Raw genomic sequence first — 17,653 nt, 5'->3', positions numbered from 1 at the left:
TTTTAACTATATAGACTTTACTCTATTCACTTTTCCTCAACAACTCTGCGTAGTCCTGCACAATATCGACGAATGCTCTCACTTGCTTCAGTTCAAATGTAGAAGCGTATCCGATCATCCACGTATCACGCGTCAATTCGAACTCTTCTTCGCTATTTAGCAACGGAATTCGATTGACTTTCTCATCTCCCGACAAAGTAATAGATGGCAGGATAGCATAGCCTATACCCTTCAGCGCAAGTTGTTTGCATGTCTCGATCTGATCCACAACAATTTGACGTCCAGGGTCTTGATTAAAATGCTTATGCCACCAGCGTTGGATTTCCATGTAATAGTTCGAATCACTTTTATATTGTATGAAATGACGATTTGTATCTTTTAATTCATCTATAGTTGAAATTTCGGAATCCACCAAATACAGTTGATCACGGAATAGATACACCCGATTACTCTTCCAGTCAGTTTGCCCCCTGACAATACCGATATGGGCTTCTCCTTCATACAGCGCTTTAGAAATTTCTGAACTCCATCCCGTCATCAAAGAAATCTTGGCATCAGGGTACAGTGCGACATAGTCTTTCAATACTTGTGGTAACCACGTCTGACCAATAATCGAAGCACAGGCAATCTTCAAAGTTCCGTGGACCTTATCTTCTAAAGATGCGATCAATTCTATTGTCTCGTCCTTCTTCGCTAACGACTCCTTCGCGTAGCTGATAACGTGTTCACCTGCTGGCGTCGGTTCCAGCCCCTTCTGTGATCGAATGAATAACTGCATACCCCATTCTTTTTCGATCGTCTGGAGGCGTTGTGACAAGGCTGGTTGTGATAAATGAAGACGTTCTGACGCTTTGCGCATATTCCCCTCTTCTGCCAACGCTTTAATTATATCTAGTTCAGTTGTTGACATAATCTTGCACCTTCCCCCGCGGAATTCGTAAAATCAATAATAAGCTGATCACAGCAAATATAGCAATTGCTATATACACCCAGTGCAATGAACTATCTAAACCGCTCTGCAAACTGACAAGCTCCTGTGACGAAATCATTGAACGTCCATCTTTGGTGAGCAGTGTATTGACATCATCAATTGTGTAAGCCAACTTTTCTTTTGCAAAATAGGCAATGAGTGTACTGTTCAAAATCGCACCAAACACAGAGGCACCAATTGTGTTTCCAAAGTTTTTCATGAACATATTCGCTGCAGTAGCCGACCCTCTTTGTACGCGCGGCACAGCTCCTTGAATCGTTACAATGAATGAAGTATTAGTCAGACCCATACCAACACCTATGAAGAAACTAGAACAACCTGCCCAGATCGGTCCTAGTGTAGCATTCATGAACACAAACATGGTCGTCCCGATCACGAGTGACACACCACCGGCAAACGATACAAGAAAAGGACCAAACCGTATGAGTAGGTGTCCTGCCAGTGAAGAAGCTAAAGGCCAGCCGATCGACATAGCCGTCAGTGTAAAGCCCGCTATAATTGCTGGTTGCTCCATAACTCCCGACACATATGTAGGTAAATAAGAAGAGACCCCTATTAAAATAACGCCAGTGGTCAATGAAACTAGATTCGCATATAAGATGACTGGATTTCTCCAAATACTAAATGAAATAAGCGGATCTTTCGCACGTTTTTCTTGCCTGAAAAATAACCAAAATAAAATCCCTGAAAGTACAATCAATCCTATACCAAGAGCTGATAAACGTCCGAACCCTTGCCCACCTTCTACTAGCCAAATCAAAAGTGTAGACAATGCGAATGTTAGTAAAAATGCACCTTTGTAGTCAACGGACGCTTTTTGTGTTTCTTTCGGTTCATGTAAAAAGAAGTAAATGACACCCATTGATAGTATTCCAAGCGGCACGTTCACCCAGAATACATACTGCCAGCTAACATACTGTACGAGTAACCCACCAATGACAGGACCTGAAACTGCTGAAACACCCCATACACTTGATAAGTATCCTTGTATTTTTGCCCGTTCTTCTGTTGAATAAATATCTCCAATTATTGTGGTCGCGATTGGCATGACAGCACCTGCTCCCAACCCCTGTATAAGACGATAAACAATCAATTGCTCCATCGAGACGGCAAATCCGCAAAGTATGGAACCAATTAAAAAAATGGTCAATCCTATAAAAAATATGGGCTTTCGTCCAAATAAGTCCGCTAATTTTCCATAAATCAATACCGTCACTGTACTCATCAATAAATAAGAGGAGAAGATCCAACTATATCGTGAAAATCCACCTAAGTCGGAAGCAATCGTTGGCATGGCAGTGGTGACAATAGTCGCTTCAACTGCTCCTACAAACATAGCAAGCATCACAGCAGCAAGTACAAGAGGGCGATTTGTTTCTTTTCGCACAAATAGATCAACTCCTTCTATTAGAAAAAGACCCCTTTTATCGGAGCCTTTTAACGTTTTTCTATACTAGCTACTTTACTGATCTTCAAATCGATTTATTAAACATTATAAATATACTTTTTAAATTCTTTCATCACAACGCGTCTAGTAATAATGCCCGCAAATGTGCCATCTTCTTCAGTAACACATAAAAATGGATGATTGATCAATAAATCTAACGCGCGTTGAAAACGATCATTCACTCGAATCGTTGGTAAATCTGTGTCCATAATCTCATCGACTTTTATATCTTCTAATCTCTCATATTCAATACGTTCCATGCCTAAAATAGAGTCTGTAATCATACCAATTCCAAGGAGCCCCTTCAAACGATACTGATTATCCAGTACAGGGATAGCAGAGTATCCGGTCTTCGTTAAAACAAGTAAAGCATGCTCGGCATTATTACCCAGTTGCACATGGGCAACTTTCTCTGAAGAAATAATTTGGTCCGCTATAGGCGCGGTGAGAAAGTCTTTGTTATTTATAGAAACCATAGGTGATCTCTCCTTCTGTTCATCATCTAAATACATATACCTAAAAGTCCGTCCATTGTTTCAATTCCATCATACCACAAATAGCCTTTTTCCACCTAAAAAGAAAGCGCATTCCAAAAACAAAAAACCCCTTTCTTTAATAGAAAGAGGCCCAGTAATAAAAAACGATGATAAAGATAAACGCTGAGGCTATTATGATAATCCACAGTAATGGATTCATGGCATATGGATGTTCAGCTGCTGTATCAGGGATTTTGTTCTTTTCATTTAACTGAAATGAACGACTTGTTTTTCTAACTCCAGCTATTCCGATCCCGAGCATGACAACTGTTACAATAATCATAGGCCATAACCAAATATCCCACACATGACTCACTCCTTTTCACGCATCTTATACTAAAGAGCATGTGCAAGAAGTAAGAATTTATGTGCCCTTATAAATTCAAATAGTCGTTCATGAATAGCTTTTATTGATCTTCATGAAATACTGGAGCTGAAAAGCGAAGTGTTGGAATTACGCTAATGCATTTAACTTCTTAGGTTTTTTAGTCAATATACTTCTTGATCAAGACTTGCGTTCCATTTTCGCCATAGCCTTTTGCGAGCAAATCAGTATACATATCGCGAGCGAGCTGTATTCCAGGCAATTTTAAATTCAGTCTTTCGGTTTCTTCTAGTGCAATATTTAAATCTTTCACAAAGTGTTTTACATAAAATCCTGGCTCATAGTCTTCCTTAATAATTCTAGGGCCGAGATCAGACAAGCTAAAGGAGTTCGCAGCACCCGAAGTGACGGACTGTAACATCGTATCCGGATCAAGTCCCGATTCCATTGCATAAGCAATTGCTTCACATGCTCCAATCATATTTCCTGCAACAGTTATTTGATTGCACATCTTGGCGTGCTGGCCAGCTCCAGCTTCTCCTTGATACACAATTTGCTTACCGAAAACAGACAAGATCGGCAATAGTTTATCAAATAATTCCTTTTGACCTCCACACATTATAGAAAGTGTTCCGTTCCTCGCCCCAATGTCTCCACCTGATACAGGTGCATCAAGTGAATACATTTGTAAAGATGCAGCTTTCTCAGCAATCGTAATAGCTAACTCAGGACTGGAAGTAGTCATATCCACTACGATCTGTGAAGGCTTACTGTTAGCAAATATACCTTGTTCAGATAGATATACCTCTTCTACATCAGACGGCATCCCAATCATCGTAAAAATAATATCTGCGTCCTTAATTGATTCAGCTACATTATCCGTCCATTTGGCTCCTAGTGCTACCAATGGTTCTGCTTTTGATTTCGTTCTAGTGAATACAGTTACGTCATAAGATGCGTCAAGCAAATGTTTGACGATGCTCGATCCCATTACACCTGTTCCAATAAAGGAAATTTTTTCTTTTTGCATATTCCCACTCCTCTTTATGTATGAATATATCCATCGTACAGAAATTCAAATATTTTTACAATTAAGAAAACCAAAAAAGAGGACCAATATGTAATTGGTCCACAAAAGGGGGAAATGAGAATGTTGCTGTGTTCTTTCATATTATGCCCATTATAACAATGAGTTAAACATCTATTCCGATAATTTCAAACTTCTTTTTCAACCTTATTATTTTCGTACTCATTAATTAACACATCTAATTTACAGCTGAGTTTAATGGTATTTTCAGATTGCATACCATATTCTTGGGCAACATGGATTAATTGCTGTCTAAGTTTCTCTATTTCCAATTCACGTTTATGCGCGAACCTGCACACCTTCCATATGTAATTACTCTACTCTTATACATACCAACAACTACATAAGATTAAACAGAAAGATTTTCGACATTTCGCGACAAAACGCTGTTGTATATTTCTCGCGTTATTAAAAATATGCCTTTACGTTTTGTATTTTATAAGGCAAACTATAAAGTAATTCTTTATAGTACATTTTCATCACTCTTGTAAGAGCACATTATGATCGGAGAAAGGATGGATAGTATGACGATAGCTGAAATTGGTGATATCATTGAATTTAAAGAAGGTTTGCAAGGTGTAGTTGAAAAAGTGAACGAAAACTCTGTAATTGTAAATTTAACGTATATGGAAGATTTCGATGAATTGGCAATGGAAGAGAAAACTGTCATCAATCACAAACGGTATAGTATATTAAAACGTACACAAGAATGAAACTTTCTTTGCAGTTATCCGTCCAATGATTAGAATAGTATATGAAGGAGTGGAACGATTTGAACAACAAATGGCGTATTATTTTCACCTCACTAACAGCTTCCGTCATGCTTGCCGCATGCGGAACATCTGATGCTGATGCAGAAAAAGATGCAACAGATCCTGCGATCGAAGAACCTGCTACTCCCGAAACAGATGTAGAAGAAAGCACTTCTACTGAAAATGAAGCAGAAATAGAAACGGATGCTGAGGAAGAGACAAGTGAAGTTTCAATGGAAGATGCTGTGGAAACTGCGAGTGATGAACAAGACTACTCCATGATGGTGCTTCCCGGATACAAACTAACAAGCGAAGAACCAGGCAGAGATACTCTCTATTTTGAAGAAGATAGCGAAACGTTCATGCGTATTGAAACAATGCCTAAAGATGATGAGTCGTATACTTTTGATGAACTTTATACAAATATGGAAGAGTTATTGACAGCTTCAAGTGACGGTGAAACACCTACTGAAATCACAGAGGAAGCAAATCTTCCACAAGCAGATAGTATTACATCTGTAAAAGGCGCAACAGTAGAATCTACTGAAGGATATTTCACAGGCTATGTCATGGAGCATGAAGACAAATTGGTGCGAGTGACAGTGTACGCTAAAGAAGATAACGAACATATGAAAGAATTTAAGCAAATGGCGGCTACAATCAAATAATATTGTCTTATAAATAAAAGGCCAATCCATAGAAATAAAATGGATTGGCCTTTTTCCTTGTATGAACTCTACGTTATTCCGATAATGCTACAGAAACAAGAGGAAATGATAAATGAAAAACAGTTCCCTTATCCAGTTCACTAGTAACAGAAATAGTCCCGCCATACTCAAGTACGGTTTTTTTGACAAACGGAAGTCCTAAACCCGTCCCCCCTGGTTTATCTGATACGAATGGTAAGAATATGGTTTCCATCGTCTTCTCGTCCATCCCAACCCCCGTATCGGATATTAAGATATCAATTTTATGTTGTTCACCTTCATTTACACTGATAGACAATGTATCATTAGGAATCATAGCTTCCATTGCGTTCTTAAGTAGATTAATTAATACTTGTTTAATACGATTGGGGTTCGCCCGAATGAGCATTGGTTCTTTTGAATTAAATTCATTCACTAAATGAATTTGATCCAATAGCGCCTTAGGTCGTAGCAATAATAGTACGTCTTCTATTAGAACAGATAATGAAAATACAGTAATTTCGTCAACCACAGGTTTTGAGAGCGCAAGCATTTCATTCAATATTTCATTCATTCGTTTGACTTCTTCTTGAATAACGCTAACATACATTTGAGCATTACCTGTCACTTCATGTTCAAGTAGTTGAAGAAACCCTTCTAACGTCGTCATAGGGTTACGTACTTCATGTGCGATGCTTGCAGCAATTTCACCTGTTGTACATAACTGATCAGAGTGTGCTAACTGATCTAAAAGACGTTCTCTTTCAGTTATATCTAATATTCTTAAAATGAACATTCTAGTTTTATGGTCCAATGTTAAGCTAACTTCGTAAATATGAGTAAGTCCGTTCGCGGAATACGACATATTGACTTTTGAAGATGCTTGGATAGTTGCTTTTTGAATATAATCTTCATAGGAGAATGTGGAAGTAGGTGTCATTAGTGCAAAATGATCCTGCAAGTGAACAAACTCACTAGATGAATGAGAAGGGAATTCATTAGAAAATTCATTATTAGTTGAAATGATATACCCCGATTCATTCACTAATGCCATAGGTATAGTGGCTGTTAAATAGGCGTTTTCATACAATTGAAGAAGTTTTTCATTCTGTTCACCAATTTTTATTGTTATAATCGCCTTATCTGCATGCTGTTGGTATATAATATAGCATGGTTCCTTTTTTTCATTCGATACAATTAAATGACCTGTCAATACATTATGCCCTGAAATTACTTGGGTTTTGGCTAGATGCAAGCGCGTCTCAATTTGTTCTAATAAAGGTTGATCGAATATATCGGACATATGCTTAGGTGTACCCATATGATCCATCAACAACTTGATTGCCTCAGTCATTTCAAGCGCATTTCCATTTTCATCCAAAATAATTTTAAATAGAGAGTTCTCTAGAAATCTGCTGATATCTAGTGTTTTCATAACCAAATTAGGACCTCCTCAACTCTTTAGAAACCACATAATTAGGATGTCATATAATTTCTACAATTGTAAATATATCCATATTCAATCTTATTATTGCACAGTATCCCGCCTCTTGACATAGGTATTTAGTCTCTTTTATAGTCAATCTTATTATTACAATTTTAGGTTAGGAGTTTTACAATGAATATCGTTTTATCAACATTAAACGCCAAATATATACACACAAATATCGCTATACGTTATTTGAAAGCTTTTGCAGCTCCAGAGTTTGACTGTGAATTGGCTGAATTCACCATCCATGACCCTACCCTTTCCATCGTCTCCGAGCTTTATCAACACTCTCCGGACGTCGTTGGATTCAGTGTGTATATTTGGAACATAGAAGAAACACTAAAGGTAATTCGGTTATTAAAGCTGACTAGTCCGAAGACTGTCATAGTTTGTGGTGGGCCTGAAGTAACATACGATTACGATCAATGGTTAAAAAGAGTACCAGAGATCGATATCATTGCAATCGGTGAAGGTGAAAAAACTTTTAAAGATATATTATGTGCTGTGGATGGACAAACCGATCTTGCTTCCGTACAAGGTATTGCCTATCGCAAAGAAGGTAAACTAAAAATCACAGCGCCGGGACCTAAATTGGATCTTCGGGAACTGCCTTCCCCTTTTCGTTTTGCAGAGGATATTCCCCATCTCTCAAATCGCGTAATGTATATCGAAACGAGTCGCGGCTGCCCATTCTCTTGTCAATTCTGTTTATCGTCTATTGAAGTGGGCGTTCGATATTTCCATCGAGAAGCAATAAAAGATGATATTCGCTATCTGATGGAGCATGGTGCTAAAACGATAAAATTTGTTGATCGGACATTCAATATTAGTAGAAGTTATGCAATGGAAATGTTCCAATTTCTCATAGATGAACATTTGCCTGGAACTGTATTTCAGTTTGAAATCACAGGAGATATTATGCGTCCAGAAGTCATTCAATTTCTAAATGACAACGCACCGAAAGGCCTGTTCCGCTTTGAAATAGGAGTTCAATCTACTAATGATTTGACTAATGAACTTGTGAAGAGACGACAAAACTTCACCAAACTTTCACGCACCGTTACGATGGTCAAAGAAGGTGGAAAAATTGATCAACACCTAGATTTGATTGCTGGATTACCTGAAGAAGATTATGATTCTTTCCGTGATACATTCAACGAAGTATTTGCATTACGACCTGAAGAATTACAATTGGGCTTTTTAAAGCTACTGCGTGGAACGGGCTTACGTATTCAGGCTGAGCAATATGGTTATCAATATATCGACACCGCTCCTTATGAAATTGTATCGAATAATGTTCTGTCCTTTGATGATATGCTGAAAATTAAACAAACAGAAGACATTCTTGAAAAATATTGGAATTCGGGACGTTTTATACACTCTATGGAGTACATCGTCACTGAATTGGTGGATACACCGTTCGACTTCTTCCAATTATTCGGCGCATTCTGGGAGAAACAAGGTTGGTCACGTATTGGCCATCAGTTCGAAGACTTATTCACTCGTCTGGAACGCTTTCTGATTGAAATATTGAAAGTGGACACTTCTATAGTAGTCAGTCTTTTAAAGATGGATTATTTACTTCACCAAAAATTCTTACCAAGGAAGATTTGGTGGCATACTACTTTACCCGAAGAAGAGTTAAAGGATATCTATCAAGTTCTTCTACGTTCTCCTCACTTGCTTGGCGAATCATTTGAGTCGACTGGTTATACTGAGCGAACAATTCGCAAGCAAGTCTTCATCACAAAGACCTTTGCCGAATTGAAAGAGGATCTAACTGTCATAAAAGATCCTGGTTATCTTATTATCCAATACACGCCAGGCGAAAAAGCACAGCATTACCACCTATCTGAACAGGTACTAGAATCCGTTTATCAATAAAAAAGAGCTATCCACGAAGTCATAGATGATATGACTTCGTGCGATAGCTCTTTTGCTTTGTGAAGTATAGCAGTGTAATGGTCTGGTTAGCAGGCGTCTTCGGGTGGGAATTGGCGCTACGGAGGGGACGCTTTCCTAGAGGGCTCGCGGTGAGCCAACCAGTTCGCTTTGCTCTCTTTGGTTGTCTCGCCTGTCGAGCTGATCCTCTGGGAGTCGCCCCTCCTACGCGCCAATCCCTTGCAATGTAAGTGGGTGATACCTTTTGTTGTTCATTAAAGTTAGTGTTGTAACAGATTTTAAACTGTAGAACTTGAATCTAAAGAAGTTAAAACAAATCAATAATTCAAATACTACCTACAGTGAGTGATCTAAGTAACACAACTATCAACGTAGGATGGAAGCGGAAGTTGGCGGCGAAGTGCAAAGATGTGCTCCTAACGCTTCGCTTTTACTCGCAAAAGCCGTTCTTCGTTACGGCTCTTCCCGCAGGATCAGCTCGAAAGGTGAGACAACCAAAAGGGAGCTCGCGACCTGGTTGGCTCACCGAGAGCCCATGGGAAAGCGTCCGCCAACTGGAGCTTCCATCCCGAACCACTCACAAACTCACTCACCACTCTAAAGACTTTGCTCTTGCTCTTGCTCTTAAAATTTTCACCCAAACGTTAATTTAAACAAAAAGAGACACCCCGTCATGATTTCCGGGACATCTCTTTTCCACTTCATCTTAGCCAATAATAACACGCTCTTTTGGATAATGATAAGGCGTTTTATTCGACTTGCCACCTATTGTATAGATGAACGATATCAACCCTACACGTCCAATAAACATCAAAACCATAATAATGATCTTGCCAACGATCGATAAATCTCCTGTTATACCTAAGGACATTCCACAAGTTCCGAAAGCAGATGTAATTTCGAATAACAATGGAACAACAGGAATTCCAGGCTCCGTAAGCAACAACAACAACAACGCGGCCAATACCATAAAACAAGCTACGAGAATGACTGCATACGAACGGAATACATCGATGAGTTTAATTCGACGCTTAAATATATGGATGACGTCATTTCCTCGTGCAAAGTTAATGAGGAATAAAAGCGCAATTGCAAATGTTGTCGTACGTATTCCGCCACCTACTGAACTTGGGGAAGCACCAATGAACATTAGCGCACTAACAAAAATATCTGTAGCTTCACTAAATTGCGTTACATCATATGTTACCAGACCTGCTGATCGTGCAGATACGGAGTGGAATAACGCCGTAAAGAATTGCTGATGCCAACTCATTCCTTTGAATGAATTGAATGATTCCAGCAACCAAATAATCAATGTACCTACAAGCAATAGAACACCGAATGTCGCAGTTGTGATTTTAGTAAAAAGTGAAAAGCGGAAATGTGGGACCTTTTTTGAAAAGAAGCTCTTTACCTCAATCAAAACTGGGAATCCAATAGCACCCAAAATGATCAACGTCATCAGTATGAGCTGTACGAAATAATCATCGTGATAAGGCATCATCGAAGAACCCGTAATATCAAAACCCGCATTCGTAGTTGCAGACACAGACATGAACATTCCATTCAATAGCGCTTCACTAAACGAGTTATAAAAACGATATATATATAAGGTTAGAATGCCACCACCGATAATCTCAATGGCTACGATAATTTGGATGATCTGACGAATTAATTGAACTACGCCTTGTAATGTGTACTGATTGGTATCGACCATAATCAGTTGACGCTCTCTCATGCCGATTTTTTTCTTCACAAGTAGCCAGAAAAACGTACCTAATGACATGATACCGATTCCACCTAGCTGAAGGACGAGCATAATCATGCAAAGGCCAAATACTGAGTACGTTTCACCGATGCTGATAGGAGACAGTCCTGTGACACTTACTGCGCTGACAGCGGTAAACAAACTATCTATAAATGCTACTTTCACACCCGGTTTATATACTCCTGGTAAATTCAACAACAGAAAAGAAGATGCAATCGCTAAAAAATAATAAAAGGCAATGATCTGCGCTGGAGTAAACTTATGAAAAAATTCCCTGGAAAGCCTCATTTTTTTCAAATTCCTTTCATAACGGAAACTTCATTTTTCTACTTTATCAAATCCCATGATGAAAAGATAGCTATACATATAACTTTGCACTCTTTCCTATCTTCCAAACCCCAGTTAAAAAACGCAGCCCCTCCTATTTTACACGGGAGGGACTGCTTTCGTTTTACCTATTCGATTTTACTTTAAACTTCGCAACTGCTAGTAAATAACCGCCAACTGCTAAGATCAATAACACAGCCCAGAACGTTGTTTTCCACAATGTAGAGTGTGGGAATGATTCTGGAATGATGAGAAGTGCTGGATGCGCAAGAGTTAACACAACCAACTTCACACCTACCCAGCCGACGATTAGGAAAGCCGCTGTTTCAAGTGTAGGATACTTTTCAAGCATAATAACAAATTGTTTCGCTGCAAAACGGATCATGATTAAACCGATCATTCCACCTAATAACATCACAATGAACTGTCCACCGTTGATGCCGCCGACATGGAAGTTACCCAACTCTGGCAACGTAACTGCAAGCGCAACTGCCGCAAGCATAGAGTCCAGTGCGAACGCAATATCTGCAAGCTCTACTTTCAAAACGGTCATCCAGAAACCAGATTGTTTTTTAGGTTTCTTATTGGGATGCCCTTCTGGCTTATGGGTAATTTTATCGTATATATTTTTACCAGCAATAAATAACAAATAAGCGGCACCGATTGCTTGTATTTCCCAGAACTTCACTAAGAATGTAATCATGAAGAGTGCTGTAAATCGGAAGACGAATGCTCCTAGTAAACCATAAAATAAAGCTTTCTGTTGTTGAACTTTCGGTAAATGTTTCACCATTACGGCCATTACGACGGCATTGTCTGTTGCTAATAGGCCCTCTAGTACGATCAATACTACGAGTACCCATGCGTATTCTAATAAAATCGGATCCAACATAATTCCTCCTTGTTTTTTACAATATAAAAAGACCCTCACCTAATAAATAGGCAAAGGTCTCGCTAAGTCGGAATTTCACGTACAAATCCAGCTATCATAACCGATGACCGTTGAGTCAGTCACGTATTGACGATTATGAAATAGGTTTCCCTATAGCTACTCCCCTTTGACAGTGCGTCAAAGTTATTAAGTTATTGGATACTTTTAAAGTATTATAACATGATAACTTTACTTTGCAAATAGTTTAGGCGATGTCTATTGTGCTATTTAATTCGAAGTGAAGATTTGTATGATAGTATGCTGCACACTTTTCTATTACTACTATACTTTTCTTTCACAAAATTTATTCTGCAAAAAAACCGGCAAATGGAAGATTCCATTTGCCAGCAACACTTATTGTTTAATTTCTCTAACCGTTACAGTTTCAGTTACTGTCTCCGTTACGGTTACAGTTTCTGTTTCTTTCACTGTACCAGGTTGATCTACTATCACAGATTGCGCTTTTTTAGGTGTCTTCATTCCACGACGTGTCTCCCGATCAAACAAGCTATAAATAATAGGAACAATATACAACGTCAGGAATGTAGAACTGATCAATCCACCAATTACTGCTATCCCCATCGGCTGGTTTAACTCCGAACCTTCACCAAGGCCCAGTGCTAACGGTAGCAAGCCTAATATAGTTGTGAGTGCAGTCATTAGGATTGGACGGACACGGTCGCGTACAGATGACATGATAGCGTCGTAGGAGCTGAGTCCTGCTTCTTTACGCTGATTGATATAATCAACCAATACAATACCATTGTTGACGACTATCCCGACCAATATGAGAAGACCTATAACTGCTGTGATACTAACAGGTGTGTTCGTAAAGAATAAAGCAAGTGAGACACCGATTAGCATAAGTGGCACAGAGAACATGATAACAAATGGATATTTGAACGACTCGAACTGTGCTGCCATTACGATATACACTAATACGACAGCCAATACTAAAGCTAATAGCATATCGTCAATCGCACTTTCGAATAACTCACGATCACCACCGTATGAAAGTTCCACTTCACTTGGCAAGTCAAGATCATCAACAATATCATTTACTTTTTTCGTCATATCCCCTAGTGATTCACTGGATAGATATTTTACTGTAAATGTGATCGAATGTGCTTGATCCACACGAATTATTGCCGCAGGGCCTTCTGCGATTTCTACATCTGCTACATCTTTCAATTTCACAAACGTATTTTGTGGTGTTTTTAATTCCAGTTCTTTTAATTTATCTATACTATTGCGGAAACGCTCGTCATAGCCAACGTTTACTCCAACTACTTCGCCTGTTTTTTCAAAGACGATTTGTGAAGCAAAGACGCCACGTGTAACGTCACTAACCGTTTGCGCTATCTGATACGGAGCTAATCCAACATCTGAAGCTTTTTCACGATCTACTTCAATTTTAATTTCCTCTACTGTATCTATTAAATCATTTTCCACTTCAGTTACGGTATCCATGTCACGCAACTTCTTATCTAACTTGGAAACTGCTTTTCCTAACCGTTCTTCATTTGTATCATTTAGAGAGAATGTTAGAGTATTTGGACTTGAGCCAGCGGCAGTCTGTAGATTGAAACTAATGTCTGCATCATCACCAATTTCTTCTTCTACAATTGGTTGCACTTTGTCTACGAATTCAAAGACAGAGCGATCACGTTCATCAAGTGGTATTAGCTTCACATACACTTCCGCCATATTACTTTCTGATCCGCCTTGCGCCATACTTTGTTGTGTTCCGCCGACTAAACTGACGTACACCTCCACATCATCTTGCTTCTTCATTTCTTCTTCGATTCGTTTTACTACATCATCTGTCGCATCGAGTGAAGCGCCATTTGGTAAATTAACATTAATACTGAACGATCCTTCATCAGTAGCAGGCAGGAATTCTGTTCCTACTTTTATAATTCCGAATACACTGGCTGCAAGCAATACACTCGTTAATAATAGTACAAGTAAACGATGACTCAATGCCCACTTGACAGACTTTTCGAATCTATGGTTTTTCTTCACACGAGACTTTTTCTCTAGTGTTTCTTCAGTAGGTGTCTTTAACAAACGACTCGCAAGCATCGGTACGACAGTCAACGCAACGACTAACGATGCAAATAAGCTGAATGAAATCGTCAACGCGAACTCTGTGAAGATTTGACCAATGATACCCGTAATGAAGATCACCGGCACAAATACAGCTAGAGTAGTTAACGTAGAAGCCGTTATAGCTCCGCCGACTTCCTTCGAACCATCTTTTGCGGCTTCTGTCGGTGTTTTACCCATTGCCAAATGCCGCTCGATGTTTTCAATAACTACAATGGCATTATCGACTAACATACCAATACCTAAAGCAAGTGCACCGAGTGTCATAATATTTAATGAGAAGTCGGCGAAATACATAAGAACGAACGTCACAATAACCGAATATGGAATAGCTACTCCAATGATGATTGGACTCTTAATTCCACGTAAGAAGACAAATAATACGATCATCGCGAACAAGCCACCAAGAATTAGTGACTGGCCGATATTGCCGATCGCCAGCTGTACATAGTCCCCTTGGTCAAAAATGACGTCCGATTCAATATCTTTGTATGCATCTTTCTCCAATAACTTATCTAATGACTTTTGAAACTCTTTAGAGACAGTTGCGGTATTTGCTCCCGATTCTTGAAGTACAGACAATAATACTGCCTGATTATCATTAGCTCGTGTTTCTGTTTGTACTTTCGGTTCCAATAATGCTACATCCGCCACGTCAGAGACTTTGATTTTATCACCTGTCTGAGGATTGGCACCTATTTGGATCCCTCGAACATCCGAGATATTTTGAACTGTACTTAAGATTCTGGTCGTTAACTTTCTTCCGTCACTCGTATCAATCGGATCACCTGGCATGGATACATTACTAGCCTGTATCGCCTGCACGACATCTGATTGAGCCAAGCCAAGCTCTTTTAATTTTTCAGGATCTAAAATAACCTGAACATCTTCAATGATTTTCCCTGAAACGTTAACACTTGCTACGCCATCAATACGGCGTAATTCTTTTTCTAGCTCCTCTGCGATTTTCCGTATATTTGCATCTTTATCTACTGAACGTAAAGATAATTGAATAACCGGAAATTGAGAAGGATCAAATTTCATGAAACGTGGTTTATTGGCACCATCGGGCACTTCCACTTGATCAATCCGTTGAAGAATATCCATTTGTACATCATCAATAGAAGAATCCCAATCAAATTGAAGAAATACTAAGTTAGCACCTTCCTGCGAAGAAGATTGCATGGACTTTAAGCCCGGCGCTGTCGACAAACTTTCTTCTAACGGTTTGGTGATTTTCTCACTCACTTCTGTTGGCGAAGCGCCCGGATAATTCGTGACTACTACCGCAACAGGCGGATTTAAATCAGGAATTAGTGTAACCGGAATTTTAAAGAAAGACACGGCTCCTAATATAATGACAAGAAACATCGTAACTAGCGTAAAAACAGGTCGTTTGACCGAGAAACTACTAATCTTCATTTATTTATTCCTCTCTATTCTCAGCACAATAGCCGAGGTAACCTTTTAATATTTTCACCATACCACTTGAATGCAGTACTTTCCTCATATTTTGCTCTAATTTCGACAAATTGACACATCAAGTTTTCACAATTTTAACAAATAACCCGATCGGATTACAATTAATCCGACCGGGCGTGTATGTTATAAGTATTATAATTGATTGTACAACTTGATATCAGGGAACTTATCTTGGAACCAGCGCATCGCGAAATTATTTTCAAACAAGAACACTTTACGCTCATAACGGTCTTTTACGAGCAATGCACGTTGTCCTGCCATCGTTTCTTTTACATCTTCTTCGTTTTCAATCCAGCGTGCTACTTTAGAACCCATTGTTTCCATTTGCACTTCCACATGGTACTCTGCTCTCATTCGGTGTTCAAAGACTTCGAATTGAAGCTGACCTACTGCACCTAAAATAACTTCTTCCGTATGCAGTGTTTTGTAATATTGAATAGCTCCCTCTTGAACGAGTTGTAAAATGCCTTTATGGAACTGTTTAGATTTCATAACATTTTTAGCACTTACTCTAACGAATAGCTCAGGGGTAAATTGCGGTAGAGCTTCAAATTGGAAGTTGGCTTTTCCACCAACGACTGTATCACCAATTTGATAATTACCTGTATCATATAATCCAATAATATCACCCGCTACTGCTTGATCAACAGTTTCACGATCATCCGCTAGAAATTGAGTCGTTTGTGACAACTTGAAGTTCTTGGAAAGTCTCGGAACATTTACAGACATGCCACGTTCAAACTCTCCCGACACGATTCGAACAAAAGCAATACGATCCCGGTGTGCAGGATTCATATTAGCTTGAATCTTGAAGATGAAGCCAGAGAAAATATCCGAAATGGGATCTACGTATTCAGCATCCTTTGTCAGCCTTGGTTGTGGTTCAGGTGCGAATTGCAAAAATGTTTCCAAAAATGTTTGGACACCGAAATTAGTCAACGCACTTCCGAAGAATACAGGAGTTAAATCTCCTTTAGCAATACGTTCTTCATCAAAGTCGTTTCCTGCTTCATTCAATAGCATGACATCTTCTAACGCCTGCTTATAATAAGAAGTTTCCTGCATGGAGTGTTCTACTGCAAGCTCGCCTTCTTCATCAATCGGAAGGAAACGATCTTCACCATTAGTAGGACGTGCCAATTCTATACGTTTATTAAAACGATCATAAATACCAAGGAACTCTTTCCCCATACCGATCGGCCAATTCATTGCGTACGATTGGATTTCTAAAACTTCTTCTAAATCTTCCAGTAGTTCCAATGGCTCTTTACCTTGTCGGTCCATCTTATTAATGAATCTAAAAATAGGAATCCCACGCATTTTACAAACTTTGAACAATTTAATCGTCTGTGGCTCAATACCTTTTGCAGAATCGACCATCATAACGGCTGCATCGACTGCCATTAAAGTTCTATACGTGTCCTCACTAAAATCTTCGTGTCCAGGTGTATCTAAAATATTGACACGCTTACCATCATAGTCAAATTGCAAAACGGAAGAAGTTACAGAAATCCCACGTTGCTTTTCAATTTCCATCCAGTCAGATGTTGCGAATTTTCCTGACTTCTTTCCTTTAACTGTTCCAGCATCGCGAATTGCACCGCCAAAATACAGTAGTTTTTCAGTTATTGTCGTTTTACCGGCATCCGGGTGAGAAATAATCGCAAACGTTCGTCGCGAAGAAATTTCATCTTGTATATTCTTTTGCATCAATCGTACTCTCCTTTTACTTACGTTTTCTATCATAGAGAGAATAGGGATGCATTTCAATGATTTTCATTGAATTGACTAAAAAACTATACGCTCTCAAATCTTCTCTGT

At 39.1% G+C, this 17,653-nt stretch carries 14 protein-coding genes; 3 read left to right on the top strand and 11 right to left on the bottom strand.

Annotated elements, in window-relative coordinates; all coding sequences use genetic code 11:
• Positions 1–22: 22 nt before the first annotated feature.
• From CSV76_RS00200 to CSV76_RS00175, 6 genes are all read right to left on the bottom strand, one after another.
• Positions 23–910 (bottom strand): transcriptional regulator CcpC, encoded by an 888-nt coding sequence (locus CSV76_RS00200; protein ID WP_085428502.1) that lies wholly within the window; start codon positions 908–910, stop codon positions 23–25.
• The gene (locus tag CSV76_RS00195; RefSeq protein WP_199170390.1) at positions 897–2,336 is read right to left on the bottom strand and encodes an MDR family MFS transporter; all 1,440 of its coding nucleotides are present in this window, start codon (positions 2,334–2,336) and stop codon (positions 897–899) included. The genes CSV76_RS00200 and CSV76_RS00195 overlap by 14 nt, the downstream gene beginning before the upstream one ends.
• Before the next feature lie 140 nt (positions 2,337–2,476).
• The gene (cbpB, locus tag CSV76_RS00190) at positions 2,477–2,914 is read right to left on the bottom strand and encodes a cyclic-di-AMP-binding protein CbpB (protein ID WP_085428500.1); all 438 of its coding nucleotides are present in this window, start codon (positions 2,912–2,914) and stop codon (positions 2,477–2,479) included.
• Positions 2,915–3,050: 136 nt separating this feature from the next.
• Complete coding sequence (locus CSV76_RS00185) at positions 3,051–3,257, bottom strand: hypothetical protein (RefSeq protein WP_158232719.1); 207 nt, start codon at positions 3,255–3,257, stop codon at positions 3,051–3,053.
• A 202-nt stretch (positions 3,258–3,459) separates the two neighbouring features.
• Complete coding sequence (locus CSV76_RS00180) at positions 3,460–4,329, bottom strand: NAD(P)-dependent oxidoreductase (protein WP_099624449.1); 870 nt, start codon at positions 4,327–4,329, stop codon at positions 3,460–3,462.
• 185 nt (positions 4,330–4,514) lie between these two features.
• On the bottom strand, positions 4,515–4,658 hold the full coding sequence (locus tag CSV76_RS00175) for an aspartyl-phosphate phosphatase Spo0E family protein (protein WP_099624595.1): 144 nt from the start codon (positions 4,656–4,658) through the stop codon (positions 4,515–4,517).
• A 252-nt stretch (positions 4,659–4,910) separates the two neighbouring features.
• Between CSV76_RS00175 and CSV76_RS00170 the strand changes: the two genes are divergently transcribed.
• The gene (locus CSV76_RS00170) at positions 4,911–5,099 is read left to right on the top strand and encodes a YkvS family protein (protein ID WP_085428496.1); all 189 of its coding nucleotides are present in this window, start codon (positions 4,911–4,913) and stop codon (positions 5,097–5,099) included.
• 59 nt (positions 5,100–5,158) lie between these two features.
• A complete protein-coding gene (locus tag CSV76_RS00165; RefSeq protein ID WP_099624448.1) occupies positions 5,159–5,806 on the top strand; it encodes a hypothetical protein in 648 nt (215 codons plus the stop codon).
• A gap of 73 nt (positions 5,807–5,879) precedes the next feature.
• Here the strand turns inward: CSV76_RS00165 and CSV76_RS00160 are convergent, their stop codons facing one another.
• The gene (locus CSV76_RS00160) at positions 5,880–7,259 is read right to left on the bottom strand and encodes an ATP-binding protein (protein WP_233204382.1); all 1,380 of its coding nucleotides are present in this window, start codon (positions 7,257–7,259) and stop codon (positions 5,880–5,882) included.
• Between the two features lie 183 nt (positions 7,260–7,442).
• Between CSV76_RS00160 and CSV76_RS00155 the strand changes: the two genes are divergently transcribed.
• Positions 7,443–9,197, top strand: a complete 1,755-nt coding sequence (locus tag CSV76_RS00155) for a B12-binding domain-containing radical SAM protein (RefSeq protein ID WP_099624446.1) — start codon at positions 7,443–7,445, stop codon at positions 9,195–9,197.
• A 724-nt stretch (positions 9,198–9,921) separates the two neighbouring features.
• Here CSV76_RS00155 and CSV76_RS00145 read toward each other — a convergent pair.
• From CSV76_RS00145 to CSV76_RS00130, 4 genes are all read right to left on the bottom strand, one after another.
• Positions 9,922–11,271 carry a TrkH family potassium uptake protein gene (locus tag CSV76_RS00145; RefSeq protein ID WP_085428492.1) on the bottom strand — a complete coding sequence of 450 codons (1,350 nt, stop codon included), beginning with the start codon at positions 11,269–11,271 and terminating at the stop codon, positions 9,922–9,924.
• Positions 11,272–11,434: 163 nt separating this feature from the next.
• Positions 11,435–12,199, bottom strand: coding sequence for a TerC family protein (locus tag CSV76_RS00140; RefSeq protein ID WP_085428491.1), 765 nt, complete (start codon positions 12,197–12,199; stop codon positions 11,435–11,437).
• A gap of 396 nt (positions 12,200–12,595) precedes the next feature.
• Positions 12,596–15,772, bottom strand: coding sequence for an efflux RND transporter permease subunit (locus CSV76_RS00135; protein ID WP_099624444.1), 3,177 nt, complete (start codon positions 15,770–15,772; stop codon positions 12,596–12,598).
• 192 nt (positions 15,773–15,964) lie between these two features.
• Entirely contained in the window at positions 15,965–17,542 is a 1,578-nt protein-coding gene (locus CSV76_RS00130) for a peptide chain release factor 3 (RefSeq protein WP_099624443.1), read from the bottom strand.
• Positions 17,543–17,653 lie beyond the last annotated feature (111 nt).

The sequence above is a fragment of the Sporosarcina sp. P17b genome, from assembly GCF_002743115.1.
GTDB classification, from domain to species: domain Bacteria; phylum Bacillota; class Bacilli; order Bacillales_A; family Planococcaceae; genus Sporosarcina; species Sporosarcina ureae_C.
The sequence above is the reverse complement of the archived record's forward strand: the minus strand, read 5'-3'. Positions and strand labels throughout refer to the sequence as shown.

Bases quoted from the DNA above. Each gene is read 5' to 3' on its own strand.
- CSV76_RS00200 (WP_085428502.1), bottom strand. From the start codon at position 910: ATGTCAACAACTGAACTAGATATAATTAAAGCGTTGGCAGAAGAGGGG.
- CSV76_RS00195 (WP_199170390.1), bottom strand. From the start codon at position 2,336: ATGCTTGCTATGTTTGTAGGAGCAGTTGAAGCGACTATTGTCACCACT.
- cbpB (WP_085428500.1), bottom strand. From the start codon at position 2,914: ATGGTTTCTATAAATAACAAAGACTTTCTCACCGCGCCTATAGCGGAC.
- CSV76_RS00185 (WP_158232719.1), bottom strand. From the start codon at position 3,257: ATGATTATTGTAACAGTTGTCATGCTCGGGATCGGAATAGCTGGAGTT.
- CSV76_RS00180 (WP_099624449.1), bottom strand. From the start codon at position 4,329: ATGCAAAAAGAAAAAATTTCCTTTATTGGAACAGGTGTAATGGGATCG.
- CSV76_RS00170 (WP_085428496.1), top strand. From the start codon at position 4,911: ATGACGATAGCTGAAATTGGTGATATCATTGAATTTAAAGAAGGTTTG.
- CSV76_RS00160 (WP_233204382.1), bottom strand. From the start codon at position 7,259: ATGAAAACACTAGATATCAGCAGATTTCTAGAGAACTCTCTATTTAAA.
- CSV76_RS00155 (WP_099624446.1), top strand. From the start codon at position 7,443: ATGAATATCGTTTTATCAACATTAAACGCCAAATATATACACACAAAT.
- CSV76_RS00145 (WP_085428492.1), bottom strand. From the start codon at position 11,271: ATGAGGCTTTCCAGGGAATTTTTTCATAAGTTTACTCCAGCGCAGATC.
- CSV76_RS00135 (WP_099624444.1), bottom strand. From the start codon at position 15,772: ATGAAGATTAGTAGTTTCTCGGTCAAACGACCTGTTTTTACGCTAGTT.
- CSV76_RS00130 (WP_099624443.1), bottom strand. From the start codon at position 17,542: ATGCAAAAGAATATACAAGATGAAATTTCTTCGCGACGAACGTTTGCG.